This window comes from Actinomadura sp. DC4 (assembly GCF_030406325.1).
In the GTDB taxonomy this organism is placed as follows: domain Bacteria; phylum Actinomycetota; class Actinomycetes; order Streptosporangiales; family Streptosporangiaceae; genus Actinoallomurus.
This window is the reverse complement of sequence record NZ_JAUEQY010000043.1, coordinates 1-23,857: the sequence shown is the minus strand read 5'-3', so window position 1 is coordinate 23,857 and position 23,857 is coordinate 1. Positions and strand designations below refer to the sequence as shown.

Sequence of the window (23,857 nt, the reverse complement as noted above, 5' to 3'; positions counted from 1 at the left end):
GTCACCGCGTCACCGCGTCACCGCGTCACCGCGTCACCGCGTCACCGCGTCACCGCGTCACCGCGTCACCGCGTCACCGCGTCACCGGGCAGGCTGAACCTCAGTGGAGGTTGATGAGGGCGACGCCGACGACGACCACCCCCGCGGCGGCGAACCGCGGCAGGCCCATCCGCTCGTGGAAGAAGATCGCGCCGATGATGGCGCCCGTGATCACGCCGGTCTCGCGCAGGGCGGCGACGGCCGCCAGCGCTCCGCGCGTCTGCGCCCAGACCACGATGCCGTAGCTCAGCACGGAGATGACGCCGCCGGGCAGGCCGATCCGCCACTGGGCCGCGACTCCGGGCCAGAGCGCCCGGCCCTGGACGAGGTACACCCACAGCACGACCAGTGGGCCCATGCCGAAGAAGAGCCATCCGCTGTAGCCGGTGGCCGTACCGGCGTGCCGGACGCCGACGCCGTCGACCAGTGTGTACCCGGCGATCGAGACGCCGGTGAGCAGCGCGGCGCCGATCGCCCCGGCCTGTGTACGCGAGACGCCGCCGGAAAAGGCGAGCACCCCGAGGCCGCCGCAGACCGCGGCGACGCCGGCGAGCTGCGGCGTGCTGAGGTGCTCGCCGAGCGTGGTGGCGGCGACGAACGCGACGATCAGCGGGCCGGTGCCGCGGGCGAGCGGATAGACCTGGTTGAAGTCGCCCAGCTCGTACGAGCGGGCGAGGAGCGCGGTGTAGACGACGTGCAGCGCGATCGAGGCGGCGATCCAGGGCCAGGAGGCGCGTGCCGGAATCCCGCTCAGCGCCATCATGAGCAGGCCGGCGCCCGCTTGGGCGAGGCCGATGAGGGCGAACCCGGCGTACCGGTCGGGCGCCGCCTTGGCGACCGCGTTCCACGTGGCGTGCAGGACTCCGGCGAAGATCACTGCGAGGGCGGGGGCGAGAGGAAAGGCGTTGCTCACATGTTCCAGCTCAGCCGACGCGGGCGCTGCGCGGTAGAGATTTAGGCCTGGGCTAAATCGTCCGGCCGGGCCCGCGGTCCGTGCCCGTACGGATGAGGTGGATCAGGCGGCGGGTCCGTACGTCGTCGGCGCCGGCCAGGGCGATGCCGTTGGCGAGGAGGAGCAGGTCCGCGACCTCGACCTCCGTACGGATCGCGCCCGCTCGCCGCGCCCGGTCCAGCAGCGCCGACGCGGTCGCGCGCATCGCCTCGTGCCAGCCGTCGAACAGCGCCGACCGCCGCCCGGCCCGGTCGTCGGTGAGCGCGCGGGCCAGGTCCCGCTTGGTGGCGACGTGGGCGACGAACGCCTCCAGCCAGGCGAAGAGCGCGTCGCCCGGCGGGTCCTCCGCGAGGAGGGCCTCGCCCCGCTCGCACAGCGCGGTGACCTCGTCGGAGTAGACGGCGATGATGAGTTCCTGGCGGGCCGGAAAGTGGCGGTACATCGTGGCGTTGCCCACACCGGCCCGGCGGGCGACGTCGTCGAGCGGCGCGTCGGCGCCGCGTTCGGCGAAGACCTCCTTGGCGGCGGCCAGGAGCAGTTCGCGGTTGCGCCGCGCGTCGGCCCGGATCGCGCGTGGCATGACTCTCTCCTTGCTAAACGGGGTGCTCCCCGGTTAACTTAGCCGAGTCCGTTAAGTGGGGAGTTCCCCGTTTATTTGTCGTTGGAGGCGCCATGTCGGAGATCAGTGCGGCCGAGGTCCATCGGCGGGTGGTCGAGCTGTACGAAGAGGTGCTCGCGGGCCGGATGGAGGAGGCCCTCGCACTCATCGCCCCGGACGTGATCGACCACCGGGGCGGGTCCTCCGGCGATCACCACGGCGTCGACGCGTGGCGCCGGAAGTGGGAGAGCATGGGCACGCAGGGCTTTCACGACGTCTCGGTGACGGTCGAGCAGAACGTCTCGTCGGGCGACACGTCGGCCAACCGCTACACCAGCCGCGGCACGCACACGGCCACCGGACGCGGCTACGAGGTCGTCGGCCTGGACATGATCCGCGTACGGGACGGCCGGATCGTCGAGCACTGGGCCGTACGCGACTCCGACGCCGTCCGCCATCAGCTGCGCCTTTAGGTAACGTGCCGGGCATGACCGCGTTCGATTCTCTGACCGGGTTGTCCGTGGGGGACGCGTTCGGCGCCCAGTTCTTCGTCGTGGCGAACCGCCGGTTACTCCTCGACGAGACCGCGCTGCCGCCCGGTCCCTGGCCGTGGACCGACGACACCGAGATGGCCTGCAACCTCCTCGACGTACTCCATCGCCACGGCCAGGTCGAGCGCGACGCCCTCGCGGCGGCGTTCGCCGAGCGCCATGACCCGTATCGCGGGTACGGCCCGGGCACCGTCGTGCTGCTGCGCGCCCTGCGCGAGGGCGCGCCGTGGCGTACGGCGGCGACCGCGCAGTTCGGGGGCGGAGGGTCGATGGGCAACGGCGCGGCGATGCGCGTCGCGCCGCTCGGCGCGTTCTACCCGGGCGACCTCGACCGCGCCGCCCTGGAGGCCGGCGCCTCGTCCGTCGTCACGCACGCCCATCCCGAGGGCGTCGCGGGCGCGATCGCCGTCGCGGTCGCCGCCTCCCATGCCGCGCGGGGCGACGCGCCGGGCCTGATCGAGGCGGTCGAGGCCCACACGCCTCCCGGCGAGGTGCGTGACGGCGTCCGCCGGGCGGCGGGCCTGCTCGACCGCTCGCGGGAGGAGGTCGCGTACGAGCTCGGCAACGGCTCGCGCGTCCTCGCCCAGGACACGGTCCCGTTCTGCGTCTGGGCCGCCGCCCGTCACCTCACCGACTACGAGCAGGCCGTACGCGCCTGCGTGGCCGTGGGCGGGGACATCGACACGACCGCCGCGATCACGGGCGGCATCGTCGCCGCCCACACCGGCGCCGACGGCATCCCCCGCGCCTGGCGCGATGCGCGTGAGCCGCTGCCCGGCTGGCTCTCACCGGTTCCGCTGTGATCGAGCTCGACCTGGACGTCGAGGATCTCGTCGGCATGCGGTTCGCCGTGTCTCCCCTGATGGAGACCGTGATGAGCCTGCGCATCCCGCTGCTGCCGACGTACTTCGTGCTGCAGATGCCCTGGTGGCACCGGGTCCGCGACGACCTGGCCGGGCTGGACATGCGACCGCTGACCGCGCTCGTGGGCGTACGGCGCTGGGTGCCGGACTTCCTGACGCCGCGCCCGGAGGTTCCGGTGGCCTCTTTCGAGGAGGAGCTGGAGCTCGTACGGCGCACTCCCCCGGACAAGGTCGCCGCCGACATCAGGATCGCCCACGCGGGCCGCCCGGTGCCCGCGTGCCTCGATCTCGGTTCGCCGGCGCGGCTGCGCGACCGGATCGCCGGGCTGCTCCGGGAGTACTGGGAGGCGGCGCTGGCCCCGTACTGGACACGGATGCGCGGTGTGCTCGAGGCCGACATGCTGTACCGCGCCCGTCAGTTCACCCGCGGCGGCGCGCGGCTGCTGTTCGCCGACCTCCACCCCGCCGTGCGCTGGCGCCGCGGGGTGCTGCGCCTGGACGTGCCCGCGATCGACTACCGGGCCGACGTGACGGGGCGCGGGCTGTGCCTGATGCCGTGTCTGTTCGTACGCGGGGTCGCACCGCCGATCAGCGCCGACGAGCCTCCGGCGCTGGCCTATCCGGCCCGCGGCATCGCCACGCTGTGGGAGACCGAGCCTCCGCGCGGCGCCGAGGCCGTCGTCGCCCTCATCGGCCGCCCGAAGGCGGTACTGCTCGGTTGCCTGGACCGCCCGGCCTCGACCACCGACCTCGCCGGCCGGCTCGGCATCACCCCGGGCGCCGTCTCCCAGCACCTGACCGTCCTGTACGACGCCGGCCTCGTCACCCGGGCCCGCGTCGGCCGCATCGTCCTCTACGCCCGCACCGACCTCGGCACCCGCCTCGTCACCTAGGCGCCGCTGGAGAGATGCGGGTCCAGGGCCGATGAGGCGGCGGGCTCGGCCGCGCGGCCGTCGCGGAGCATCCGGCGCCAGCTCACCGGGTCGTACAGGGCCGGGCTCGTACCGGCAAGGAAGTCCTCCACGACGGCGACGAACCTCGTGGGCTCGTCGTGGTGCGGGAAGTGCCCGGACCGGTCGAAGATCTCCAGCCGGCTGCCGGGCATGGCCTCGTGTGCGATGCGGGCGTGCCGGATCGGGATCACGCCGTCGCGCCGGCCCCAGACGATGAGCGTCGGCAGCGCCGCCGCGAGGTAGCAGCGGTCGAGCATCGTGATGACCTGCCCGCGCACGTCGACGCCGGCCCGCAGCGTGCGCAGGAACGCCTGTCGTGCATGCCTGGGCCGCAGCGCCCGGTAGCGCTCCAGCACGTAGCCGAAGTCGGGCCCGAGGCGCATGCCGCCGGTGGAGCGGAGTACGGGCGCGGCGAGCCGCATCGCGGCGCGTACCGGGGCCGACGCCGCCACGGACAGCCCGATCTCGGCGCCCGGCGCCGCGGCGATCCGCAGCAGCGGGTGCACCTCCGGGCCGATGCCGCCGCTGCCGACGAGCACCAGCCGTTCGCAGCGCTCGGGGAACTGGTAGGCGAACTGCATCGCGATGCCGCCGCCGAGCGAGTGGCCGACGACGGTCACCCGGTCCACGTCGAGGACGCTGAGCAGGTCGCGCATGCCGCAGGCGTACGCGGCGACGGCGTAGTCCGCGCGCGGTTTGGCCGACTCGCCGTGGCCCAGCAGGTCCGGGGCGATGACGGTGTGCCGCCGCGCCAGCTCCGGGATCACCTCCAGCCAGGTCTCGGAGCTGTCGCCGATGCCGTGGATCAGCAGCAGCGGAGGCCCGCTGCCGACCAGACGGAACGCGCGCCAGTAGCCGTGGATGTCGCGGAAACGGATCAGAGGTCGCACGTCCAAGAGCACTCACCGCCGATGTCGGTCCTGGGTGCATCGTGTGACCTGCGCGTTTCGCGCCTGCTACCGCTCTGTAAGCGGCGCGTTACGGTCTCAGCCGGCGGGCTGGGCCGCCAGCCACGGGGCGGTACGCTCCCGGTCGAGCAGGTCCGGCTGTTTCAGGCCCTCCAGCATCAGGTGGACCAGCGGCGCGGCGTCCTGGGTCCAGGCGAAGCACTGCTCGGCCGAACCGCACTGGATCGCGGCACGGCTCCGGGCCACCGCGACGATCTCCGGTGCGTCCGCGCGGATCTGCTCGGCGTCGGCGGCCGCGGCGGACAGAGGCGCGCCCGCCCTCTCGGCGACGGCCGCGATGTCGGAGAGCTCCCCTTGCAGCCACTCGAAGGGCGTGGCTCTGATCTCCTCGGCCCAGTCGCGCTCGCAGGGCTCGTCGCCGCTGAAGCGAGGGTGGTAGTGCGCGGCCTCGAAGCCGCCGGGCGTACCGTCGACGCGGTCGAACAGGTCGGCCCGCCACAGAGGCCGGTCCACGACGAGCCGCTGGGACGCGGACTCGCTGCCGCGGTGCGGCTGCGGCTCGCGCAGGCGGAGCTCCAGCCGTACGCCGTGTTCGAGATGGCTGTCCTTGACGCTGATCTCGAACCAGTGCCGGACCAGAATCGCTGTTTCGTTGTAGACGAAGGCGTGCAGCACCTCACCACTCCTCTGACAGACCCCTGCCGAGCCGACCGAAGCACCGGACCGTGGATCCGGTCGAACGATCCGTACCCGCCCGCGGCCCGCCATCAACCCGACAAAGTCCGCTAAAAGCCTCAGACGGGGAGCGACACGTGCGTGCCGGCTCGGCGGCCGCGATTGCCCCCCTCAGGCGCGGCGCTGGGCGAACTCCGCGTACGCCGAGCGGACGTCCTCCGCCGTCAGCGTGGTCAGGTCCGCGGTCGTCGCCTCCGAGTCCAGCGACGCGATCCGTACGTCGCGGAAGCCGCACGCCTTCTCGTACAGCGAGCGTACGAACCGGCCGTTGCCCAGCTCGTCGATGCGGCCCTGTCCGCGTACGCGCTGGAAGGCCCCGGCCAGGTCGTCCAGCGCGGCCTCCTCCCACGTGTCACCCGCCTGGGCGGCGAGGCTCAGCGCGATCTCCAGCAACTGGTCCGGGCTGTAGGACGGAAACGCCACGCGCTCGGAGAAACGCGAGGCCAGCCCCGGGTTGGAGCGCAGGAAACGGTCCATGTCGCCGTCGTAGCCCGCCAGGATGACGACCAGGCGCTCGCGGTCGTCCTCGGCGCGCTTCAGCAGCGTCTGCACCGCCTCGGAGCCGAACGCGTCACCTCCGGCGTAACCCGGGTTGACCAGGGAGTACGCCTCGTCGATGAACAGCACCCCGCCCAGCGCGGAGTCGATGACCTTGTTGGTCTTCAGCGCCGTCGAGCCGAGGTGCTCGCCCACCAGGTCGGCGCGCTGCGCCTCGACGACCTCGGGCCGCGACAGCAGGCCCAGGGCGGCGAAGATGCGGCCGAGCACCCGGGCGACGGTGGTCTTGCCCGTGCCCGGCGGCCCGGCGAAGACGAAGTGCCGCATCGGCGGATGCGTCGTGAGCCCCTGCTCCTCGCGCAGCTGGGCCACGCGGAGCTGAGCGGCGATGGCGTGCACCTGCCGCTTCACGGGTTCGAGGCCGATCATCGCGTCGAGCCCGGCCAGCGCGTCCTCCAGCGTCGGCGTCTCGGCGTAGCCGCGGTAGCGCTCGGTCACCTCGGCGAAGGCCAGCTCGACGTCGACCGCGCCGATCGTGACGAGTTCGTCGGGCGTCGGTTCGGGCAGGTCGTGCGCCCGGCGCGCGCCGTGCCGCCAGCCGCCGCCGACGATCCGTACGTCGCGGGCGCGTGCCGCCGACTCGATGAGCGAACGTACGAAGCGCCCGTTGCCCAGCTCGTCGACGATGCCGCGCCGGCTGACCTCCTCGAAGCGCGCCCACAGCGCGGGGGCCGCGTCCGGGCCGAGCCGGTCGCCGCGCAGCGCGGCGTGGTATTCGGCGATCTGCAGCAGCTCGGCCGGATCGTAGCCCGGGAAGTGCACGCGCGTGCCGAAGCGTGAGCTGAGACCCGGGTTGGAGGACAGGAACGCGCTCATCTCGTCCTCGTAGCCGGCCATGATGATCACGACGTTCTCGCGGTCGTCCTCGGCGCGCTTCAACAGCGTCTGCACGGCCTCGTTGCCGAACCGGTCGGGCTGCCCGTCGGAGGCGTTGACCAGGCCGTACGCCTCGTCGACGAAGAGCACGCCGCCGAGGGCGCGGTCGACCAGCTCGTTGGTCTTGATCGCGGTGGCGCCGAGGTACTCGCCGACCAGGTCGGCGCGCTGTGCCTCGACGACGTTCGGCGTGGGCAGCAGCGCGAAGGCGTAGAAGACCTTGGCGACGACGCGGGCGACCGTCGTCTTGCCGGTGCCGGAGGGGCCGACGAACACGAAGTGCCGCATCGGCTTCTCGGCGGCGAACCCGGCCTCGGCGCGCATCCGTGCCGCCTCGATCGAGGCGGCGATGGCGCGGACCTGCCGCTTCACCGGTTCGAGGCCGATCATCGCCTCGAGTTCGGCGAGCGCTTCGTTGACCGAGATGTGCGGCACCTCCTCGGCGTGGCGGCCCTGCGGAGGCGGGACGTACTCCTCCGGCTCCTGGTAGTCCTCCTGCGCCCAGCCGGTGTCGTACGCCTCCGCGGGCACGATGCGCCGTGCCTGCAGCCAGCGGTACCCCAGGACGATGAGCGCGGCGACCCAGGCCGGCGCGGCGTTCAGGTGGGGCAGCGGGTGGGCCAGCGCGGCGGCGACGATGCCGGCCAGGGCGAAGGTGGCCAGCGCCGTACGCCAGGGCGCGTACGCGCGGATGCGGTGGGCCAGGAAGGCGACCGGGAGGGCGAGCGCGGCGAGGAACACCGCCTCGTGCCCTCCGGGCGGGTAGAGCCGGCTGAGCGGGAGGATCGCGGCCAGCCAGCAGACGACCACGAAGGCCGTCGCCATGCCGCTCGGTGAGCGGAGGGTGAAGTCGATGACGAGCAGCAGCGTGGCCACGAACACGACGGTCGTGAGCACCGGCCAGGCGGTGACGATGGCGACCGCCGCCGATCCCACGACCAACACGAGAAACGTGAGCCGCCGTACGCCCGGCTGTATCTGAAAATAACGCCAGCGTGCTCGTTCGAACACATCGCGCACAATACGTGGGCGCGATCGGGATCTGCCGAACGGTCGCATCGCCCTCCCCTCACGCCTGCAGACGTGTATAGCGCAGGTTCACCATCTAATGGCAGAACCTATTGTCTGGCGTGGCTCCATCAAGAGGGTTACCGGACGGCGACAAAGCGCGGGTTTAAGCCCCGACCAGCCTAGCGGCCAGTTTCTTGTCCTTGGCGACACGGACGAGAGCCGACGCGAGCCGGGCGAGTTCCCGTTCGCCGACGAGCTCGGCGAGACGCTTCGGGTCGGTGGGCAGGCCGATCCGGTCGGCGCCCTTGAGGGCGAGCGAGTCGAAGGAGGGGCGCAGCCACAGCCACACCGCCTGTGCCTCGCGGCAGAAGATCTCGGCGCCGACCGGGCCGATGCCGGGAAAGTCCTGGAGCATCTCCCGCGCCGTCTCGGCGTCGCGCCCGGCCTTCGGCGGCAGCCTGCGCAGGTCACCCTCGTAGTCCTCCATCACCTTCTCCGCCATGTCGCCGAGGCGCGTCGAGGTGCTCTCGTCGTAGCGGGCGTAGTGCGCGCGGCCGAGCGCGTCGACGCGCTCCTGCCAGTCGAGCCGGGCCATGCCGCGCGCCGTGCCGCCGCCGGCCTCGAACAGCTCGCGCGCGGCGGCGACCCCGATGTCGGAGCTGATGCGGGTGCTGAGCAGGTTGGCGAGGACGAGCAGCTTGAACAGTGCGGCGGGCTGGTCCTTCAGCGCGATGCCGGCGTCTTCGGCGAAGGTATGGCCCGCCTCCGAGAGCAGCGTCTTGGTCGTGCGGTCCACAGGCCACCTCCACGTACGGCGGGCAGGTACGGGATTCCTTACCCCGCGGTGGAGCGTCTAAGTGCGGGCACGCGTACGGAGTACCGATCGAGGAGCTCGGCGTTGCGCTCGTCGCCGCCGGGCACGTTGGCGCTCACCCACAGCGGCAGCTCCGCCCGGTCGGCCATCCGCGTGAGGAGGAGGTTCCACAGGTACACGCACGCGAGCGAGGACAGCGCGGCGGTACGCGGCTCGCCGGCGGGATAGGAGACGTCACCGGGCGGGACGAGCGTGTCGATGACCAGGTCCGCGACCTCGCCGAGCTTGACGCCGGCGCGCGCCGGAGCGGCGGCCATCGAGGGGCCCGACACGAACGCGATCACCGGTAGGCCGTACGAGCGCGCCTCGGCCGCCAGCTCGACCGGGTACGGGTTCGCGCCGCTGTTGGAGAAGATCACCACGACGTCGCCCGGCCGCGGCCCGGCGGCCGCCATGACGGGGGCGGCGACGCCGGAGCGGCGCTCGGTCTCGGTGGCCGGCCACGCGCCGTGCAGCGGCGAGATCTCCGGAGTGTAGAGCGGGTGCACGCAGGCCAGGCCGCCCGCGCGGAAGAACCCTTCGAGCACCATCGCCAGCGAGTGCCCGGACCCGCCGGCGTAGACGAGGCCGCCGCCGGTCACGGCGCCGAGCACCAGCTCACAGGCCTGTTCGAGGGCGTCGTCGTTGTGCCGCTCGACGCGGTCGAGGTGTTCTCGCATCCAGTTCACGGAAGATCGGTTTACCAGGTATCGCGCCGCTCGAACCCCGTCCAGGACATTTGTACTGCTCGAAAGGGGATTGACGGCAGTGCCCGGCGATCCGCCGGGATCGTAGGGTGTGCCCGTGGTGAGCAGCGAAGACGTGCCGTCGGGCGCGGAGAGGCGGGGCATCGCCGAGCACGTCCAGGACGGCCCGGGCCCGTTCAGCATCTACCCGTGGCTGCTGGTCGGCCTGGGAGCCGTCTCCGAGGTCGCGCACGGCCGGGCCCGCCCGGTCTGGGCGTCGGCGCCGCTGCTGGCCCTCTTCGTCGCCTCGGTCATCGCCGCGATCTGGTACGGCTTCCGCCGTGGCCGCGGCGACCGGCTCGCCGTCGCCATGCTCATCGCGTTGACCGTGGACGCGTTCGTCCTCGCCGCCTGGTTCGGGCACGGCATGCACACGCTGTTCCCGCTGGTCGCCATGGCGTGCGGCGTCGTCGTGCCGTGGACCCGGCGGCCGTGGCCGATGATCGTCATGGCTCCGCTGTCGGTGGCGGCGGCGCTGACCGCGTGGCTGCGCGGCGCCTCGGCGGGAGACGCCTTCAGCGTCTGGTACGGCACGCTCATCTCCGGGTTCGTCATCGCGACGATCCTGGCCCTGTTCAGCGCCGTCACCGAACTGCGGATGACCCGCGAGGAGCTCGCCAGGACGGCCGTCTCCGAAGAACGGCTGCGGTTCGCCCGCGACCTGCACGACCTGCTCGGCCACACCCTGTCGGTGATGGTCATCAAGGCCCAGGCGGTGCGGAAGCTGATCCCGCGCGACGGCGGGCTCGCGGTCGAGCAGGCGGCCGACATCGAGACGATCGGCCGGGACGCGCTGCGGCAGGTACGCCTCGCGGTGAGCGGCTACCGGGGTCAGGGCCTGGCCGCGGAGATCGACGGCGCGCGGATGGCGCTGCGCGACGCCGGGATCGAGCTCCTGGTCCGCCAGGAGGGAACACCGCTGCCGGAGGAGACCGGTTCACTCCTCGGCTGGGCGGTGCGTGAGGGCGTCACCAACGTCATCCGGCACAGCGAGGCGGGGAACTGCGAGATCTCGGTACGGGCCGGCGAGGACACCGCGGTCCTGGCGATCCGCGACGACGGCCGCGGCGGGCCACCGGTCAAGGGCAACGGCCTGCGCGGGCTCACCGAGCGGGTCGGCGGCGCCGGCGGCCGGCTGGAGGCCGGGCCCGCCGAACCGGGTGGGTACCTGCTGACGGTGACGGTCCCGCTGGCTACCCTCCCGGTGGGGAAGGACGCCTCTTGATCAAGGTACTGCTCGCCGAGGACCAGGGCATGATGCGCGGCGCCCTGGCGCTGTTGCTGAACCTCGAAGAGGACTTCGAGGTGGTCGGCCAGGTCGCGACCGGCGACCGGATCGTCCCGACGGCCCTGGAGGTAGGCCCGGACGTCGCGGTCCTCGACATCGAGATGCCCGGCCGCAGCGGCCTCGACGCCGCCGCCGAACTCCATGCCGAGCTGCCCGGCTGCAAGATCCTCATCGTGACGACGTTCGGGCGGCCCGGCTACCTGCGCCGCGCGATGGAGGCCGGCGCGAGCGGTTTCCTCGTCAAGGACGGTCCGGTCGAGGACCTCGCCCGCGCGATCCGCCGGGTGCTCGCGGGCGAGCGGGTGGTCGACCCCGAGCTGGCCATGGCCGCGCTGAGCGCGGGCCCCAGCCCGCTGACCGCGCGCGAGCGCGACGTGCTGACCGCCGCGGTGGACGGCTCGACCATCGCCGACATCGCCGGGCGCCTGCACCTGTCCGAGAGCACGGTCCGCAACTACCTGTCGGCGGCGATCGGCAAGACCGGGTCGCGCAACCGCATCGAGGCGGTGCGCGCGGCCCGCCACAACGGCTGGCTCTGACTCACAGCAGCGACAGCTGCCCCTCGATCTCCGGGCGGTGCCTGCGCAGGTGCCGCCACTGCGGCAGGTCGTCGAGATAGGACCACGACAGCCGGTGGTGCGGCGTCGGCCCGAGCCGCCGCAGCGCCTCCTGGTGGACGGGCGAGGGGTATCCCGCGTTGGCCGCGAAGGCGTACTCCTCGTGCCCCAGCCCGGCCATGAGCGTGTCGCGGTGCACCTTGGCCAGGACGGAGGCGGCCGCGACGGAGACGGACCGCAGGTCCGCCTTGATCTCGGTACGGACCGGCCACGGCCGCCCGGCCGAGGCGACGCGCTCGCCGAGAAAGTTGTGCTTGCCGTCGAGGATGACCGCGTCGGGGCGTTCGGGCAGGGCCTCCAGCGCGCGTACCGCCGAACGGCGCAGCGCCTCGGTCATGCCCGCCTCGTCGATCTCCTCCGGGCTCGCGGCGCCGAAGGCGTACGCGACGAGCCAGCCCTCCAGCGCCCCGGCGATCGCCGTACGGCGGCGCGGGGTGAGCATCTTGGAGTCGGTGAGGCCCGGCGGCGGCGCGCTCAGGTCGGTGACGGCCGCGCAGACGACGACCGGCCCGGCCCAGGCGCCCCGTCCGACCTCGTCCACTCCCGCGACGCGTACGGCTCCGGCGTCGGTGAGCTGCTTCTCGATCGCGTAGTCGGGGCCGGTCGGCGCGGCCGTCTCCTCGGATGGCATGGCCGTCATCATGGCAGCCCTCGCACGTCCGCGCGGGGCGCTCTCGTGGCCGGACGGGCAATGCCACGATCGGGCAACGGGGCACCGGACCGAGTGGACGCCGATTCGCTCTGGGGCGGATGATCCCGTGGAGACGGATACGTCCGCAGGAAGGATTGTCATGCGTAATCGGCCGATATACGACGTCGTAGCGCTGCTCGCCCGATGTGGTGTCGGCACGGTGTTCGTCGCCCACGGCTGGCAGAAGATCCAAGTGGGGATCACGGCCACCGGGCGGAATCTCGACGCGATGGGAGCCCCGTTCCCGACCGCCGCGGCGGTCTACTCGACCTTCGTCGAGCTGCTCGGCGGGGCGGCGCTGATCCTCGGCCTGGCACTGCCGGCCGCGGGGCTGCTGCTGTTCCTCGACATGGCGGGCGCGCTGATCTTCGTGCACGCCAAGCACGGGATCTTCCTCGTGGACAACGGACGGGTGCACAACGGGTTCGAGCTGGTCCTCATCCTCGGCCTGGCCGCGCTCGTCTTCGCCGCCGGCGGTGGCGGGCGCCTGACGCTCGACCAGCGCCTGTTCACGCGGAGAGACGCCGGACCCGAGGAGGACGAGGACGTGCCGCCCTGGCGGCCGGTCGCCTCCTCACCGCCGGAGGGCACGAAGATCCCCGGGCGCGCGCTCCCGGCCGGGGAGTTCCCGGCTCCGCCGGAGGAGGATCCGCCGTCGCGGCCGCGGCTCGCGGCCGAGATGGTCACGGACACCTCGCGGGACGTGATCGTGGCCGGCAAGAAGAAGACCGAGCCCTCGTCGGACGACACGGGCCCGGTGAAGCCGAACCGGCCGCGGGCCCGCAAGAAGCCGCCGCCGAAGTCCGACGCGTGACCGCCCGGCCCCCGTCACCGGGGGCCGGGGGTCTCGTCTTCAGCGGCCGCGCAGCTCGCGGTAGCGCCGGACCAGGGCGGCGGTCGAGCCGTCGAGGTCATCGGTGTCGGCCGCGCCGGTCAGCCGGGGCTCGAGGTTCTTGGCGAGCACCTTGCCGAGCTCGACGCCCCACTGGTCGAAGGAGTTGATCCCCCAGATCGCGCCCTGCACGAACACCTTGTGCTCGTAGAGCGCGATCAGCTGGCCCAGCACCGACGGCGTCAGCTCCGTGGCCAGGATCGTGTTGGTCGGCCGGTTGCCGCGGAACGTTCGGTGCGGCACCTGCTCGGCCGGCACGCCCTCGGCCGCGACCTCCTCGGCCGTCTTGCCGAAGGCCAGCGCCTGGCCCTGCGCGAAGAGGTTGGCCATCAGCAGGTCGTGCTGGCTCTTCAGCTCGCCGAGCTCCTCGATCGGCCGGGCGAACCCGAGCAGGTCGGCGGGGACGAGCTTAGTGCCCTGGTGGAGCAGCTGGTAGTAGGCGTGCTGGCCGTTCGTGCCCGGTGTGCCCCACACGATCGGGCCGGTCTCCCACTCCACCGGGTCGCCGTCCCGGTCGACCGACTTGCCGTTGGACTCCATGTCGAGCTGCTGGAGGTAGTCGGTGAACCGGGACAGGTAGTGGCTGTAGGGCAGCACGGCGTAGGTCTGCGCGCCGTAGAAGTCGTCGTACCAGACGCCGAGCAGGCCGAGCAGCATCGGCAGGTTGCGCTCCGGCGGCGCCGTGCGGAAGTGCTCGTCCATCTGGTGGAAACCGGCCAGCATCTGGCGGAAGTGCTCCGGGCCGACGGCCACCATCAGCGACAGGCCGATGGCCGAGTCGAACGAGTAGCGCCCGCCGACCCAGTCCCAGAAGCCGAACATGTTCGCGGTGTCGATGCCGAACTTGGCGACCTGCTCACCGTTGGTGGAGACCGCGACGAAGTGCTTGGCCACGGCGGCCTCGTCGCCGAGCGCCGAGACCAGCCACTGCCGCGCCGAGGTGGCGTTGGTGATCGTCTCGATCGTGGTGAAGGTCTTGGAGGCGACGATGAACAGCGTCTCGGCGGGGTCGAGGTCGCGTACGGCCTCGTGCAGGTCGGCGCCGTCCACGTTGGAGACGAAACGGAACACCCGGGAGCGGTCGGAGTAGGCGCGCAGCGCCTCGTACGCCATCTTGGGCCCGAGGTCCGAGCCGCCGATGCCGATGTTGACGACGTTGCGGATCGGCCTGCCCGTGAAGCCGGTCCACTCCCCCGACCGCACCTGGTCGGAGAAGGCGGCCATCCGGTCGAGGACCTCGTGCACCTTGGGCACGACGTTCTCGCCGTCGACCTCGATGACGGCGTCGCGCGGGGCGCGCAGCGCGACGTGCAGCACCGGGCGCTTCTCGGTCACGTTGATCCGCTCGCCCCGGAACATGGCGTCGCGCAGCGCGGTGACCCCGCGGGCGGTGGCCAGCTCGCGGAGCAGGCGCAGCGTCTCGTCGGTCACCCGGTTGCGCGAGTAGTCGACGTAGAGGTCGCCGGCCTCCAGGGTGTACCGGTCGCCCCGCTCGGGGTCGGCGGCGAACAGGTCGCGCAGCTGCTCGTCGCGCGTCTCCTCGTAGTGCCGCCGCAGAGCCCGCCACTGGTCGGTCTGGTCCAGCCGCACGCTGTCGGACATTCCTTGCCTCCGTCTCATCGGCCCTTCGAGGCCCCTGCTTCCCCTATCCGACCATCCAATCGAACACGTCGGGATGAGGGGTGATGAACCGCCGTGAGCCGGTCAGGGAACCCTGGCCGTCCACTCCTCGGTGGCGAACTTCCCGGCCACCAGTCTCTCGGCCGCCCGCAGCTCGGCGGCGGTGAGCCGGTCGTCGGTCAGCCCGTACCGGCCGCGGAAGTGGCCGATCATACGGTCGATGACCTCCGTGCGCGGCATCCCCGTCTGGCGGCGCAGCGGGTCGACGCGTTTCCGCGCGCTCTTGATGCCCTTGTCCGAGAGCTTCTCCCGGCCGATCCGCAGCACCTCGAGCATCTTGTCCGCGTCGATGTCGTAGGACATGGTCACGTGGTGCAGCACGGCGCCCCGGCTGAGCCGCTTCTGCGCCGCGCCGGCGATCTTGCCCTGGTCGGAGGTGATGTCGTTGAGCGGCTGGTACCAGGCCCGGATGCCCAGCTCGCCGAGGGCGCCCAGCACCCAGTCGTCCAGGAAGGCGTAGCTGTCGGCGAAGGTCATCCCCTGGACGAGCGCGGCGGGAGCGTACAGGGAGTAGGTGATCGTGTTGCCCGGCTCGACGAACATCGCGCCGCCGCCGCTGATCCGGCGGACCACCGTGACCCCGTGCCTGCGCGCGGCCTCGGTGTCGACCTCGTTACGCAGCGACTGGAAGCTGCCGATCACCACGGCGGGCGCGGCCCACTCCCACACCCGCAGGGTCGGCGGGCGGCGGCCGGCCGCGACCTCCTCGGTGAGCACCTGGTCGATGGCCATGTGCAGCGCCGGGTCCTGGGGGCCGTCGTGGATGAGCCGCCAGTCGTAGTCGCGCCAGTCGGCGGCGTCGGTGAGCGCCCGGCGTACGGCGATGCCGACGGCCTCGGCGGAGAAGCCGAGCATCATCGTGCCGGGCGGCAGCCGCACCTCGATGCGGGCGGCGATGTCACGCGCCTCCAGGTGCGTCGGCAGGCCCTCCAGGGCTCCGGCGATGTGTTCGAGCGCGCCGTCGGGTTCGAGGAAGAAGTCGCCGCTGACCTGGGTGTTCCGCAGCCGGCCGTCCTCGACGTCGAAGTCCGCGACGACGAGCTTTCCCCCCGGCACCTTGTACTCACCGTGCATTTCGGCATCCCCGCTCCGCATGACGGCGTCCCCATGACGCGATCACTTCACACCCCAACCGCGCTCGTACGGCTCCGATTCCGCCCGGTCGTTCGCCGGACGAATAATCTGCTGGCCGACGTACACTCGGTGACATGACGACCAGCGCACCGACGCGGACCGTCGCCGACCTGTCCTACCTGTTGTCGCAGGCCAGTCACGTGCTCACGACCCAGATGGCGGCGGCGTTCACCGAGATCGGCATCACTCCCCGCGAATACTGCGTGCTGTTCCATGCACAGGAGGCCGAGCGCACCCAGATCCAGCTCGCCAAGATCTCCGATCTCGACAAGACCACCATGGTGGTGACCGTCGACGATCTGGAGAAGGCCGGGCTCGCGGAGCGCCGGCCGTCGAGCACGGACCGCCGCGCGCGGATCATCGCGGTCACCGAGGCGGGCCGCCGGGCCGTCGCCGAGGGGTTGCGGGTCGCGGACCGGGTCCACCGCGACGTCGTCGACGCGCTCCCGGAGGACCGGCGCGAGCCGTTCGTCGCCGCGCTGACGCTGCTGGTGGAGGGCCACCTGTCCACGCCCGTGGAGTCGGACCACCAGGTGCGGCGACCGCGGCAACGCAAGAACTAGATCCTTATAGGATCGTCTACTTCAAAACCATCTGTTACGGTCTTACCTGTTGCCCGTCGTGAACAGGAGCCGTACTCATGCCTTCTCCCTTCCCCCGGTCCCGCCGGATGGCCCTCGCGGTGCTCTGCGCCGGCATGCTGATGGTCATCCTGGACGGCAGCATCGTGACGGTCGCCCTGCCGGCGATCCAGCGTGACCTGGCGCTGTCCCCCTCGGGCCTCACGTGGATCGTGAACTCCTACATGATCGCGTTCGGCGGGCTGCTGTTGCTGGCCGGGCGGCTGGGCGACCTGCTCGGCCGCAGGCGGATGTTCGTCGCCGGGCTGGCGGTATTCACCGTGGCCTCCCTGCTGTGCGGCCTCGCGACGAACCAGCCGATGCTGATCGGGATGCGGTTCCTCCAGGGGGCCGGTGGCGCGATGGCCTCGGCGGTGAGCCTGGGCATGCTCGTGACGCACTTCCCCGAGCCGGGCGAGCGGGCGCGGGCGATCGGCGCGTTCAGCTTCGTCGGCGCCGCGGGCGCCTCGATCGGCCAGGTCCTCGGCGGCATCCTCACCGAGGCGGTGAGCTGGCACTGGATCTTCTTCGTCAACCTGCCGGTCGGCGCCGCCGCGGCACTCCTGGCCGTACGGGTGCTGGACCCCGACGAGGGTCTCGGTCTCCGCGTGGGCGCGGACGCGCTGGGCGCCGCCCTGGTGACCGGCGGGCTGATGCTCGGCGTCTACACGATCGTCGAGACGAGCCGCCACGGCTGGGGCTCGGCCCGTACGCTGTGGCTCGCCGCACTCACCGTCGTGCTGCTCGCCGGATTCGTCCTGCGGCAGGCCACGGCGGCGGCCCCGCTGCTGCCGCTGCGCATGTTCCGGTCGCGGACCGTCTCGGTGGCCAACCTCGTCCAGGCCCTGATGGTCTCGGCGCTGTTCGGCTTCCAGATCCTCATCACGCTGTACCTGCAGAACGTGGGCGGGTACGGCCCGGCGAGGGCCGGGCTGGCGCTGCTCCCGGCGGCCGTCATGATCGGCGCCGTCTCGCTCGGCCTGTCCGCGCGGCTGGCCGGCCGCTTCGGCGAGCGCAACGTCCTGCTCGCCGGAATCGCGCTGCTCGTGGTGGCGATCGGGCTGCTCACCCGCCTGCCCGTGCACGCCGGCTATGTCGCGGACGTGCTGCCGACGATGCTCCTCGCGGGCGGGTTCGGCCTGGCGATCTCGGCGATCACCGCGCTCGGCATGTCCGGCGCCGGGGCCGGCGACGCGGGCGTGGTCTCCGGGCTGTTCAACACCGCCCAGCAGGTCGGTGGCGCGCTCGGCGTCGCGGTCCTGTCGACGTTCGCCGCCGCGCGTACGGACGGCCTGCTCGCCCGCGGCCACGACCGGGCCGGCGCGCTGACCGGCGGCTTCCACGTGGCGTTCGAGATCGGCACCGCCCTCCTGGTCGTCGCGTTCGTCCTCACCGCCGCGCTCCTTCGGCAGCCGCGGACGCCCGCGGAGGAAGAGGCGCCGGTGCCGGCCGCCTCCCCCGCCGCCTGACGCCGGGTCACTCCCCGGGCCGCAGCGCCGCCTCGATCTCCAGGACGATCTGAACCTTCTCCCCGAGGGCGATGCCGCCGCCCGGGAGCGGGCCGTTGAAGCTCACGCCGAAGTCGATCCGGTTGATCTCCCCGGTGGCGGTGAACCCGGCGCGGGCGCCGGTGAGCGGGTCGGCCGCGAACGGGTCGGGGCCGAACCCGTTGGCCTCGAGCCTGAGCGGCACCGGGAGCGTCACGCCCTTGAGGGTGAGCTCGCCGTCGAGGACGAGGTCCGCGCCGTCACGGCGGACTCCGGTGGAGCGGTACGTCATGGTGGGGTACTTCTCGACCTCGAAGAAGTCGGCGGAGCGGATGTGGTCGTCGCGCTGCTGATTGCTCGTGTCGACCGAGGTGAGATCGATGGTCGCGGTCACGCTCGACTCCAGCGGGTCGGCGGCGGTGACGATGCTCCCCTCGAACTTCGTGAAGTGGCCGCGCACCTTGCTGACCATGAGGTGCCGGACGACGAAGGCGACGTCGGAGTGGATCGGGTCGATGTCCCACGTGCCGGCGACGTAGCCGGGGATCTCGACGAGTTCGGCGGTCATCGGACTCTCCTGATTGTGAAAAGTAAGTTGATTCCGTTAGATGGGGTGGTTCCTGACCAGAACCACGCTTATCCTGGGACGACACGCCATAGACCACAAGAAGGCACTTTTTTCTGCCTCAGTCACCAGGAGATAACCATGGCCTCGCCTGCGGTTCCGGCCACCGGTCACCCCTCGGTCTGCCAGGCCCGCGAGGTCCTCGGCCGGATCGGGGACAAGTGGTCGCTGTACGTCATCTCCCGCCTGGGCGAGGACACCCGGCGGTTCACCGACCTCAAACGCGACGTCGCCGGCATCAGCCAGCGCATGCTGACGGTCACGCTGCGCGGGCTCGAACGCGACGGCATCGTGTCCCGGACCGTGTACCCGGTCATGCCGCCGCGCGTCGAGTACGCCCTCACCCCGATGGGCCGCACGCTGCTCGACACCGTCGGGACGCTCGTCCTCTGGGCCGAGGACCACGTCGCCGAGATCGACCGGGCCCGCGTGGCGTACGACGGCGCCTCCCGGTCGGCACCGTGAGGTATCCGGACGGCCCTTAGCGGCAAGAATGCAGGTCATGGGGGAAACGACGCCGCTCTGGCTGTTCGGTGACCAGCTCGGCCGCCACTTTCACGCGACGCCGGAGCACCGGAGCCGGGAGGTGCTGCTGATCGAGTCGTCGGCGGCCCTCGGCCGATGGCCGTACCACCGCCAGAAGCTGCATCTCGTGCTCTCCGGGATGCGCCATCTTGCCGCGGAGCTCGGCGCGCGGGCCACGATCATCCGCGCCGGGACGTACCGCGAAGGGCTCGCCCGGTTCGGGCGGCCGGTCGTCGTGCACGCGCCCGGCTCGTACGCGGCGGCACGGCTCGTGGACGAGCTGACCCGTGAGGGGCGGGTCACGTCGGTGCTGCCCACGCCCGGCTTCATCCTGCCGCGGGAGGAGTTCGCCGAATGGGCGGAGGGCCGTAAGCGCCTGCTGATGGAGGACTTCTACCGTGACCAGCGGCGCCGGTTCGGGATCCTCATGGAGGGCGACGGCGCTCCGGCCGGCGGCACCTGGAACCTCGACCACGACAACCGCGAGCGCCCGCCGCGTACGGCGACGCTCGGCGTGCCCCCGCCGTACCGGCCCCGCGAGGACGCGATCGACCACGACGTGCGCGCTGAGCTGGACCGGCTGGAGCGCGACGGCCGGATCGGCACGGTCGGGGCCGACGGGCCGCGGATCTTCCCCGTCACGCACGACGAGGCGCAGCGGGCGCTGCGGAGGTTCCTGACGGCGCGGCTCGCCACGTTCGGCGCGCACGAGGACGCGATGCTGGCGCGGGACTGGGCCATGTCGCACGCCCTGCTGTCGCTGCCGCTCAACCTCGGGCTGCTCGACCCGCTGGACGTGGTCCGGAGGGCCGAGCGGTGCGACGCGCCGCTGAACAGCGTGGAGGGGTTCGTCCGGCAGATCCTGGGCTGGCGGGAGTGGATCTGGCACCTCTACTGGAACCTCGGGCCCGGCTACCTCGACCGCGACGCGCTGCGGGCCCACGCGGACCTGCCGGAGTGGTGGCGGCGCCTGGACGCCTCGGAGGTGACCGCCCGGTGCCTGCACGAGGTGCTGACCGGCGTACGCGACCGGGGCTACGCGCACCACATCCAGCGGCTGATGATCCTGGGGAACCACGCCTTGCAGCGGGGCTACGCGCCGCGCGCCCTCAGCGACTGGTTCGCCACCGCGTTCGTGGACGGTTTTCCCTGGGTGATGCCGGCGAACGTCATCGGCATGAGCCAGTACGCCGACGGCGGCATCGTGGCGACGAAGCCGTACGCGTCGGGCGGGGCGTACATCAACGCGATGAGCGACTACTGCGGCGGCTGCCGGTACGACCCGGCGATCCGTCTCGGGCCCGGCGCCTGCCCGTTCACCGCCGGGTACTGGAGCTGGCTGGACCGCAACGCCGCACGCCTCGACGGAAATCGGCGGATGTTCCGGCCACTGAGCGGCCTGCGCCGGCTCGGCGACCGTGCCGCCGTCGTGGCACAGGAGAAACGCCGGGAGCACTTCTGAGCCGTCGCTCGCGGCGCTTTTCCCACCGCGGGCGACGGCTCATTGGCTCACGGCCTCCGCGACCTCGCATCGGCGATTTCAGGCGGCCGGGACCCCGTCCGCGGCATTGACGTCTTTGTGGAACCGCTTGTGGATGTAGAGCTTCTCGCCGAGCGTCTCGCAGCGCCACCACAGACCGCTGGGCGGGCCGATCCGCATGTTGCGCGGCAGCTCCCTGAGCACCTCTTTCACCGGCGTCATGGTCATCCGGCCCGAGCGGCAGACCAGGATGCGCCGGTCGGTGACGACGACGACGCGGTAGGCGTTGGAGAGCAGGATGATCCAGTACGAGATCAGCGCGAAGTACTGGCTGGTCGTCTGGGCGCAGAAAACCGCCTGGATGTTCTCGCCGGGCTGCAGGAGGTGCGCCGCATTCTTGCGGAGTTTGTCACGGATAGCCACTGATTGAACCCTTCTGCGAATGAGAGTGCGGCTAAAGGTACTGGTGGCCCGGCTGTAACGTCCATGGCTATTTCATAACCAATGGCGGGAGTCCGCCGAGAAACGCGAGCGTGCGGGCGACCTGCTCATCCGGCCCGAAGGGCACGGCGGCGAACTCCGTCGCGCCGGCGTCCGCGAACCGGCGGAGCTCGTTCGCCACGGACCGCTCGTCGCCGGCGACCACGACGTCCGCGGGCCCGTCCACGCCCTCGCGGTCGAACAGCGCCCGGTAACCCGGCACGCGGCCGGCCGCGCCGAACCGCTCGGCGACCCAGGCCCGCGCGGCGCCTTCGTCGCCGGTGACCGCGATGGGCAGGTTGACCACGACGCGCGGCCTCCGGCGCCCGGCGGCCTCGCCGATCCGGGGCACGATGTGCGTCGCGACCGTCCGTACGCCGGTCCAGACGGTCACGGTCCCGTCGGCGAGCTCGCCCGCGACGCGGAGCATGGCCGGGCCCAGCGCGGCGAGGAGCACACCGGGCGCCTCCGCGCCGGGCGTGCCGGCCCGCCCTTTGACATGGTGGAACTCCCCGTCGTGGTCGACCGCCTCGCCCCGCAGCAGCGGCATGAGGACCTCCAGGTACTCACGCGTGTGCCGGGCGGGGCGGTCGAAGGTCAGCCCGTACGTCGCCTCGACGCCCTGACGGTGCCCCGGGCCGACGCCGAGCGTGAGGCGGTTGCCGGTCGCCGCCTGCACGGTGAGCGCCTGGCTCGCGAGGACCAGCGGATGGCGCGGGTAGGTGGTGACGACGGCCGTGCCGAGCGGCAGGTCCGGCACGGCGAGCCCGGCGACGGCGGCCGCCGTCAGGGCGTCGGCGGTGTGCCGCTCGGCCCACCACGCGCCGCCCAGGCCCAGGTCGGCGGCCCGCTGGACCTCGGCTACGATCTCGGCCATCGTCTTGGGGCGGTCGAGGCCGATGCCGACGTTCGTACTGATGCGCATCGCCTACGCGCCCAGCGCGGCCAGGACGCGGTGGTGCTTCGGGGTCTCGATCTCATCGACCAGCGCGACCGCGAGGTCGGCGTAGGAGAACGCGTCGCCGAGCACCTGGGTCCCGCCGATCCGGTACCGGCCGGTGCGCGGGGCCTCGTCGTCCAGGACGACCGGCGGCGGGGCGAGCACCAGCCAGTCGATCTCGGTCTCCGCGGCACGGAGCACCTCCAGCTCCGCCGCGTGCCCGAGGGAGAACGCCCGGCCCTCCGCCGGGAAGCCCGGCGTGTCGTGGACGACCGTTCCGTCCGCGGTCTCCAGTGTGGTCCCGATCCCGACCAGTACGAGACGGCCGACGCCGGCGCGGCCGAGCCCGTCCAGCAGGGCGTGTGCGCCGCCGACGAAGAACTCCGCTGACGGGACGTCGAGCCGTACGGCGGCGTTGACGGCCGCGTCGAGCCCCGCGGCGGCGCCGAAGACGTCGTCCGCGCTCGTCACGTCGCCGGCGACCACCGTCACTCCGTCCCCGGCCAGGCCCTGATGACGGTCCGGGTCGCGCACGACCGCGGTGACCCGGTGACCGCGGGCGGACGCCTCGGCCACCGCCCGCCGGCCCGTACGACCGCCGGCGCCGAAGACGACGATTCTGCTCATCGGAAGGGCTCCGTTCGACCGGCCGGCTGGTCGCCGGCCACGTGCCGCGGACGCTACTGGGCGACCCCTCGCTTTCCGCAACGAAAGTTACCTATGCTCGGGAACGTGACAGAGCCCCTGGACCCGGAGATGTTCGCCGGATGCCACGAGTCGCCCCCGCTGATCCGGATCGGCGACAAGTGGACGGCCAAGATCATTCGCTGCCTCGAGTCCGGCCCGCGGCGCTTCTCCGAGCTTCAGGTGCCGCTGCGCGGCATCAACCCGAAGGTCCTGACCTCGACGCTGCGCGCGATGGAGCGTGACGGGCTGGTCTCGCGGACCGCCTATCCCGAGGTCCCTCCGCGCGTGGAGTACGCGCTGACGCCGCTCGGACGGAGCCTGCGCGAGCCGATGGCGGCCTGCTGCGCGTGGTCGGCGGCCCACCTGCCGGACGTGATGGAGTCCCGCGAGGCCGCTTACCAGCCCGCGCGGCGGGCGAGCGCCTGACCTGCGGGCAGGTCGCCGACGAAGGCCCGCAGGAATCCGATGACCTGCTCGATGTCCCGGCCCTCGGCGGCGGCGTCGATCGACCGGTAGAGCTCGTCCTCGACCTCGACGATCCGCCGGCCGAGCCGGGCGCCCTCGTCGGTGACGGAGAGTTCGACGTGGCGGCGGTCGTGCGCGGCCACCTCGCGCCGTACGAGGCCGGTGGCGACCAGCCGGTCGACGAGCCGGCTCGGGCTGTTGCCGCTCTCACAGACCAGGAGCTCGCCGAGGCCGTTCAGGGTGAGCGGACCGCGCTCCTGGAGGACGCGGACGACCTCGGCCTGGGACGGGGTGACGCCGAGGGGCCGCAGGGCATGGGCGAGCAGGCGGTTGCCCTCACGCTGCGCGGCGAGGATGAGGTACCGGAGCTCCTCGGCGGTCCGCATCGGCCACGTCCTTTCGCCCGGGGCGTTGTATTACACAGCATATATTTCGGTGCGCCCGGACGGTGTCGTCCGGGCGCCCGTGGGGTTCAAAAGTCCATGCCGCCCGGGTCGGGGGCGGCCGGGGCCGCCTGCTTCTCGGGCTTTTCGGCGATGACCGCTTCGGTCGTCAGGAACAGAGCCGCGATGGAGGCGGCGTTCTGCAGTGCCGAGCGTGTCA

General features: G+C 72.1%; 26 protein-coding genes. 11 read left to right on the top strand and 15 right to left on the bottom strand.

Features of this window, described 5'->3' with window-relative positions; translation table 11 throughout:
* Positions 1–100: 100 nt before the first annotated feature.
* Together QWU11_RS42570 and QWU11_RS42565 are read right to left on the bottom strand one after the other, a co-directional pair.
* The gene (locus tag QWU11_RS42570; RefSeq protein ID WP_290120276.1) at positions 101–952 is read right to left on the bottom strand and encodes a DMT family transporter; all 852 of its coding nucleotides are present in this window, start codon (positions 950–952) and stop codon (positions 101–103) included.
* A 52-nt stretch (positions 953–1,004) separates the two neighbouring features.
* Complete coding sequence (locus tag QWU11_RS42565; protein ID WP_290120275.1) at positions 1,005–1,571, bottom strand: TetR family transcriptional regulator; 567 nt, start codon at positions 1,569–1,571, stop codon at positions 1,005–1,007.
* A 92-nt stretch (positions 1,572–1,663) separates the two neighbouring features.
* Between QWU11_RS42565 and QWU11_RS42560 the strand changes: the two genes are divergently transcribed.
* The 3 genes from QWU11_RS42560 to QWU11_RS42550 are packed head-to-tail and all read left to right on the top strand — an operon-like array spanning position 1,664 to position 3,896.
* Positions 1,664–2,062 carry a nuclear transport factor 2 family protein gene (locus QWU11_RS42560; protein ID WP_290120274.1) on the top strand — a complete coding sequence of 133 codons (399 nt, stop codon included), beginning with the start codon at positions 1,664–1,666 and terminating at the stop codon, positions 2,060–2,062.
* A gap of 14 nt (positions 2,063–2,076) precedes the next feature.
* Complete coding sequence (locus tag QWU11_RS42555) at positions 2,077–2,943, top strand: ADP-ribosylglycohydrolase family protein (protein WP_290120273.1); 867 nt, start codon at positions 2,077–2,079, stop codon at positions 2,941–2,943.
* Positions 2,940–3,896 (top strand): winged helix-turn-helix domain-containing protein, encoded by a 957-nt coding sequence (locus QWU11_RS42550; protein WP_290120272.1) that lies wholly within the window; start codon positions 2,940–2,942, stop codon positions 3,894–3,896. The genes QWU11_RS42555 and QWU11_RS42550 overlap by 4 nt, the downstream gene beginning before the upstream one ends.
* Here the strand turns inward: QWU11_RS42550 and QWU11_RS42545 are convergent.
* The 5 genes from QWU11_RS42545 to QWU11_RS42525 all read right to left on the bottom strand — a co-directional run bounded on the left by QWU11_RS42545 (position 3,893) and on the right by QWU11_RS42525 (position 9,577).
* Complete coding sequence (locus tag QWU11_RS42545) at positions 3,893–4,846, bottom strand: alpha/beta fold hydrolase (protein ID WP_290120321.1); 954 nt, start codon at positions 4,844–4,846, stop codon at positions 3,893–3,895. The genes QWU11_RS42550 and QWU11_RS42545 overlap by 4 nt on opposite strands.
* A 96-nt stretch (positions 4,847–4,942) precedes the next feature.
* On the bottom strand, positions 4,943–5,539 hold the full coding sequence (locus QWU11_RS42540; protein ID WP_290120271.1) for a hypothetical protein: 597 nt from the start codon (positions 5,537–5,539) through the stop codon (positions 4,943–4,945).
* A gap of 171 nt (positions 5,540–5,710) precedes the next feature.
* Positions 5,711–8,092, bottom strand: coding sequence for an AAA family ATPase (locus QWU11_RS42535; protein WP_290120270.1), 2,382 nt, complete (start codon positions 8,090–8,092; stop codon positions 5,711–5,713).
* A gap of 115 nt (positions 8,093–8,207) precedes the next feature.
* Complete coding sequence (locus tag QWU11_RS42530; RefSeq protein WP_290120269.1) at positions 8,208–8,840, bottom strand: endonuclease; 633 nt, start codon at positions 8,838–8,840, stop codon at positions 8,208–8,210.
* 38 nt (positions 8,841–8,878) lie between these two features.
* A complete protein-coding gene (locus QWU11_RS42525; protein ID WP_290120268.1) occupies positions 8,879–9,577 on the bottom strand; it encodes a sugar isomerase domain-containing protein in 699 nt (232 codons plus the stop codon).
* 124 nt (positions 9,578–9,701) lie between these two features.
* On the opposite strand from QWU11_RS42525, the gene QWU11_RS42520 reads away from it, so the two are divergent.
* Entirely contained in the window at positions 9,702–10,868 is a 1,167-nt protein-coding gene (locus QWU11_RS42520; protein WP_290120267.1) for a sensor histidine kinase, read from the top strand.
* On the top strand, positions 10,865–11,470 hold the full coding sequence (locus tag QWU11_RS42515) for a response regulator transcription factor (RefSeq protein WP_290120266.1): 606 nt from the start codon (positions 10,865–10,867) through the stop codon (positions 11,468–11,470). Before QWU11_RS42520 ends, QWU11_RS42515 begins: the two co-directional genes overlap by 4 nt.
* Before the next feature lies 1 nt (position 11,471).
* Here the strand turns inward: QWU11_RS42515 and QWU11_RS42510 are convergent, their stop codons facing one another.
* Complete coding sequence (locus tag QWU11_RS42510; RefSeq protein WP_290120265.1) at positions 11,472–12,179, bottom strand: ribonuclease HII; 708 nt, start codon at positions 12,177–12,179, stop codon at positions 11,472–11,474.
* 160 nt (positions 12,180–12,339) lie between these two features.
* Between QWU11_RS42510 and QWU11_RS42505 the strand changes: the two genes are divergently transcribed.
* The gene (locus QWU11_RS42505; RefSeq protein WP_290120264.1) at positions 12,340–13,053 is read left to right on the top strand and encodes a DoxX family membrane protein; all 714 of its coding nucleotides are present in this window, start codon (positions 12,340–12,342) and stop codon (positions 13,051–13,053) included.
* Between the two features lie 39 nt (positions 13,054–13,092).
* On the opposite strand, the gene pgi is transcribed toward QWU11_RS42505, so the two are convergent.
* Complete coding sequence (pgi, locus tag QWU11_RS42500; RefSeq protein ID WP_290120263.1) at positions 13,093–14,733, bottom strand: glucose-6-phosphate isomerase; 1,641 nt, start codon at positions 14,731–14,733, stop codon at positions 13,093–13,095.
* A 102-nt stretch (positions 14,734–14,835) separates the two neighbouring features.
* Positions 14,836–15,885, bottom strand: a complete 1,050-nt coding sequence (locus QWU11_RS42495) for a lipoate--protein ligase family protein (RefSeq protein WP_290120262.1) — start codon at positions 15,883–15,885, stop codon at positions 14,836–14,838.
* A 134-nt stretch (positions 15,886–16,019) separates the two neighbouring features.
* On the opposite strand from QWU11_RS42495, the gene QWU11_RS42490 reads away from it, so the two are divergent.
* Both QWU11_RS42490 and QWU11_RS42485 read left to right on the top strand, forming a co-directional pair.
* The gene (locus QWU11_RS42490; protein WP_290120261.1) at positions 16,020–16,508 is read left to right on the top strand and encodes a MarR family winged helix-turn-helix transcriptional regulator; all 489 of its coding nucleotides are present in this window, start codon (positions 16,020–16,022) and stop codon (positions 16,506–16,508) included.
* Positions 16,509–16,585: 77 nt separating this feature from the next.
* Entirely contained in the window at positions 16,586–18,034 is a 1,449-nt protein-coding gene (locus QWU11_RS42485; RefSeq protein ID WP_290120260.1) for a DHA2 family efflux MFS transporter permease subunit, read from the top strand.
* Positions 18,035–18,041: 7 nt separating this feature from the next.
* Here QWU11_RS42485 and QWU11_RS42480 read toward each other — a convergent pair whose 3' ends face one another.
* Positions 18,042–18,620, bottom strand: a complete 579-nt coding sequence (locus QWU11_RS42480; RefSeq protein ID WP_290120259.1) for a YceI family protein — start codon at positions 18,618–18,620, stop codon at positions 18,042–18,044.
* A gap of 138 nt (positions 18,621–18,758) precedes the next feature.
* On the opposite strand from QWU11_RS42480, the gene QWU11_RS42475 reads away from it, so the two are divergent.
* Positions 18,759–19,142: a helix-turn-helix domain-containing protein gene (locus QWU11_RS42475; RefSeq protein ID WP_290120258.1), complete on the top strand. Its 384-nt coding sequence runs from the start codon at positions 18,759–18,761 to the stop codon at positions 19,140–19,142.
* A gap of 37 nt (positions 19,143–19,179) precedes the next feature.
* On the top strand, positions 19,180–20,664 hold the full coding sequence (locus QWU11_RS42470) for a cryptochrome/photolyase family protein (protein WP_290120257.1): 1,485 nt from the start codon (positions 19,180–19,182) through the stop codon (positions 20,662–20,664).
* Positions 20,665–20,742: 78 nt separating this feature from the next.
* Here QWU11_RS42470 and QWU11_RS42465 read toward each other — a convergent pair whose 3' ends face one another.
* From QWU11_RS42465 to QWU11_RS42455, 3 genes are all read right to left on the bottom strand, one after another.
* Complete coding sequence (locus QWU11_RS42465) at positions 20,743–21,105, bottom strand: hypothetical protein (RefSeq protein WP_290120256.1); 363 nt, start codon at positions 21,103–21,105, stop codon at positions 20,743–20,745.
* 67 nt (positions 21,106–21,172) lie between these two features.
* The gene (locus QWU11_RS42460; RefSeq protein WP_290120255.1) at positions 21,173–22,087 is read right to left on the bottom strand and encodes a TIGR03564 family F420-dependent LLM class oxidoreductase; all 915 of its coding nucleotides are present in this window, start codon (positions 22,085–22,087) and stop codon (positions 21,173–21,175) included.
* 3 nt (positions 22,088–22,090) lie between these two features.
* The gene (locus tag QWU11_RS42455; RefSeq protein WP_290120254.1) at positions 22,091–22,729 is read right to left on the bottom strand and encodes an NAD(P)H-binding protein; all 639 of its coding nucleotides are present in this window, start codon (positions 22,727–22,729) and stop codon (positions 22,091–22,093) included.
* 105 nt (positions 22,730–22,834) lie between these two features.
* Between QWU11_RS42455 and QWU11_RS42450 the strand changes: the two genes are divergently transcribed.
* Positions 22,835–23,215, top strand: coding sequence for a helix-turn-helix domain-containing protein (locus QWU11_RS42450; protein WP_290120253.1), 381 nt, complete (start codon positions 22,835–22,837; stop codon positions 23,213–23,215).
* Here the strand turns inward: QWU11_RS42450 and QWU11_RS42445 are convergent.
* Positions 23,185–23,640: a MarR family transcriptional regulator gene (locus QWU11_RS42445; protein ID WP_290120252.1), complete on the bottom strand. Its 456-nt coding sequence runs from the start codon at positions 23,638–23,640 to the stop codon at positions 23,185–23,187. The genes QWU11_RS42450 and QWU11_RS42445 overlap by 31 nt on opposite strands.
* Positions 23,641–23,857: the final 217 nt, after the last annotated feature.

Excerpts from the sequence above, each read along its gene's own strand:
- QWU11_RS42495 (WP_290120262.1), bottom strand. The coding sequence starts at position 15,885 with ATGCACGGTGAGTACAAGGTGCCGGGGGGAAAGCTCGTCGTCGCGGAC.
- QWU11_RS42470 (WP_290120257.1), top strand. The coding sequence starts at position 19,180 with ATGGGGGAAACGACGCCGCTCTGGCTGTTCGGTGACCAGCTCGGCCGC.
- QWU11_RS42475 (WP_290120258.1), top strand. The coding sequence starts at position 18,759 with ATGGCCTCGCCTGCGGTTCCGGCCACCGGTCACCCCTCGGTCTGCCAG.
- QWU11_RS42460 (WP_290120255.1), bottom strand. The coding sequence starts at position 22,087 with ATGCGCATCAGTACGAACGTCGGCATCGGCCTCGACCGCCCCAAGACG.
- QWU11_RS42505 (WP_290120264.1), top strand. The coding sequence starts at position 12,340 with ATGCGTAATCGGCCGATATACGACGTCGTAGCGCTGCTCGCCCGATGT.
- pgi (WP_290120263.1), bottom strand. The coding sequence starts at position 14,733 with ATGTCCGACAGCGTGCGGCTGGACCAGACCGACCAGTGGCGGGCTCTG.
- QWU11_RS42510 (WP_290120265.1), bottom strand. The coding sequence starts at position 12,179 with ATGCCATCCGAGGAGACGGCCGCGCCGACCGGCCCCGACTACGCGATC.
- QWU11_RS42555 (WP_290120273.1), top strand. The coding sequence starts at position 2,077 with ATGACCGCGTTCGATTCTCTGACCGGGTTGTCCGTGGGGGACGCGTTC.
- QWU11_RS42485 (WP_290120260.1), top strand. The coding sequence starts at position 16,586 with ATGCCTTCTCCCTTCCCCCGGTCCCGCCGGATGGCCCTCGCGGTGCTC.
- QWU11_RS42455 (WP_290120254.1), bottom strand. The coding sequence starts at position 22,729 with ATGAGCAGAATCGTCGTCTTCGGCGCCGGCGGTCGTACGGGCCGGCGG.
- QWU11_RS42445 (WP_290120252.1), bottom strand. The coding sequence starts at position 23,640 with ATGCGGACCGCCGAGGAGCTCCGGTACCTCATCCTCGCCGCGCAGCGT.
- QWU11_RS42565 (WP_290120275.1), bottom strand. The coding sequence starts at position 1,571 with ATGCCACGCGCGATCCGGGCCGACGCGCGGCGCAACCGCGAACTGCTC.
- QWU11_RS42480 (WP_290120259.1), bottom strand. The coding sequence starts at position 18,620 with ATGACCGCCGAACTCGTCGAGATCCCCGGCTACGTCGCCGGCACGTGG.
- QWU11_RS42535 (WP_290120270.1), bottom strand. The coding sequence starts at position 8,092 with ATGCGACCGTTCGGCAGATCCCGATCGCGCCCACGTATTGTGCGCGAT.
- QWU11_RS42490 (WP_290120261.1), top strand. The coding sequence starts at position 16,020 with ATGACGACCAGCGCACCGACGCGGACCGTCGCCGACCTGTCCTACCTG.
- QWU11_RS42525 (WP_290120268.1), bottom strand. The coding sequence starts at position 9,577 with ATGCGAGAACACCTCGACCGCGTCGAGCGGCACAACGACGACGCCCTC.
- QWU11_RS42560 (WP_290120274.1), top strand. The coding sequence starts at position 1,664 with ATGTCGGAGATCAGTGCGGCCGAGGTCCATCGGCGGGTGGTCGAGCTG.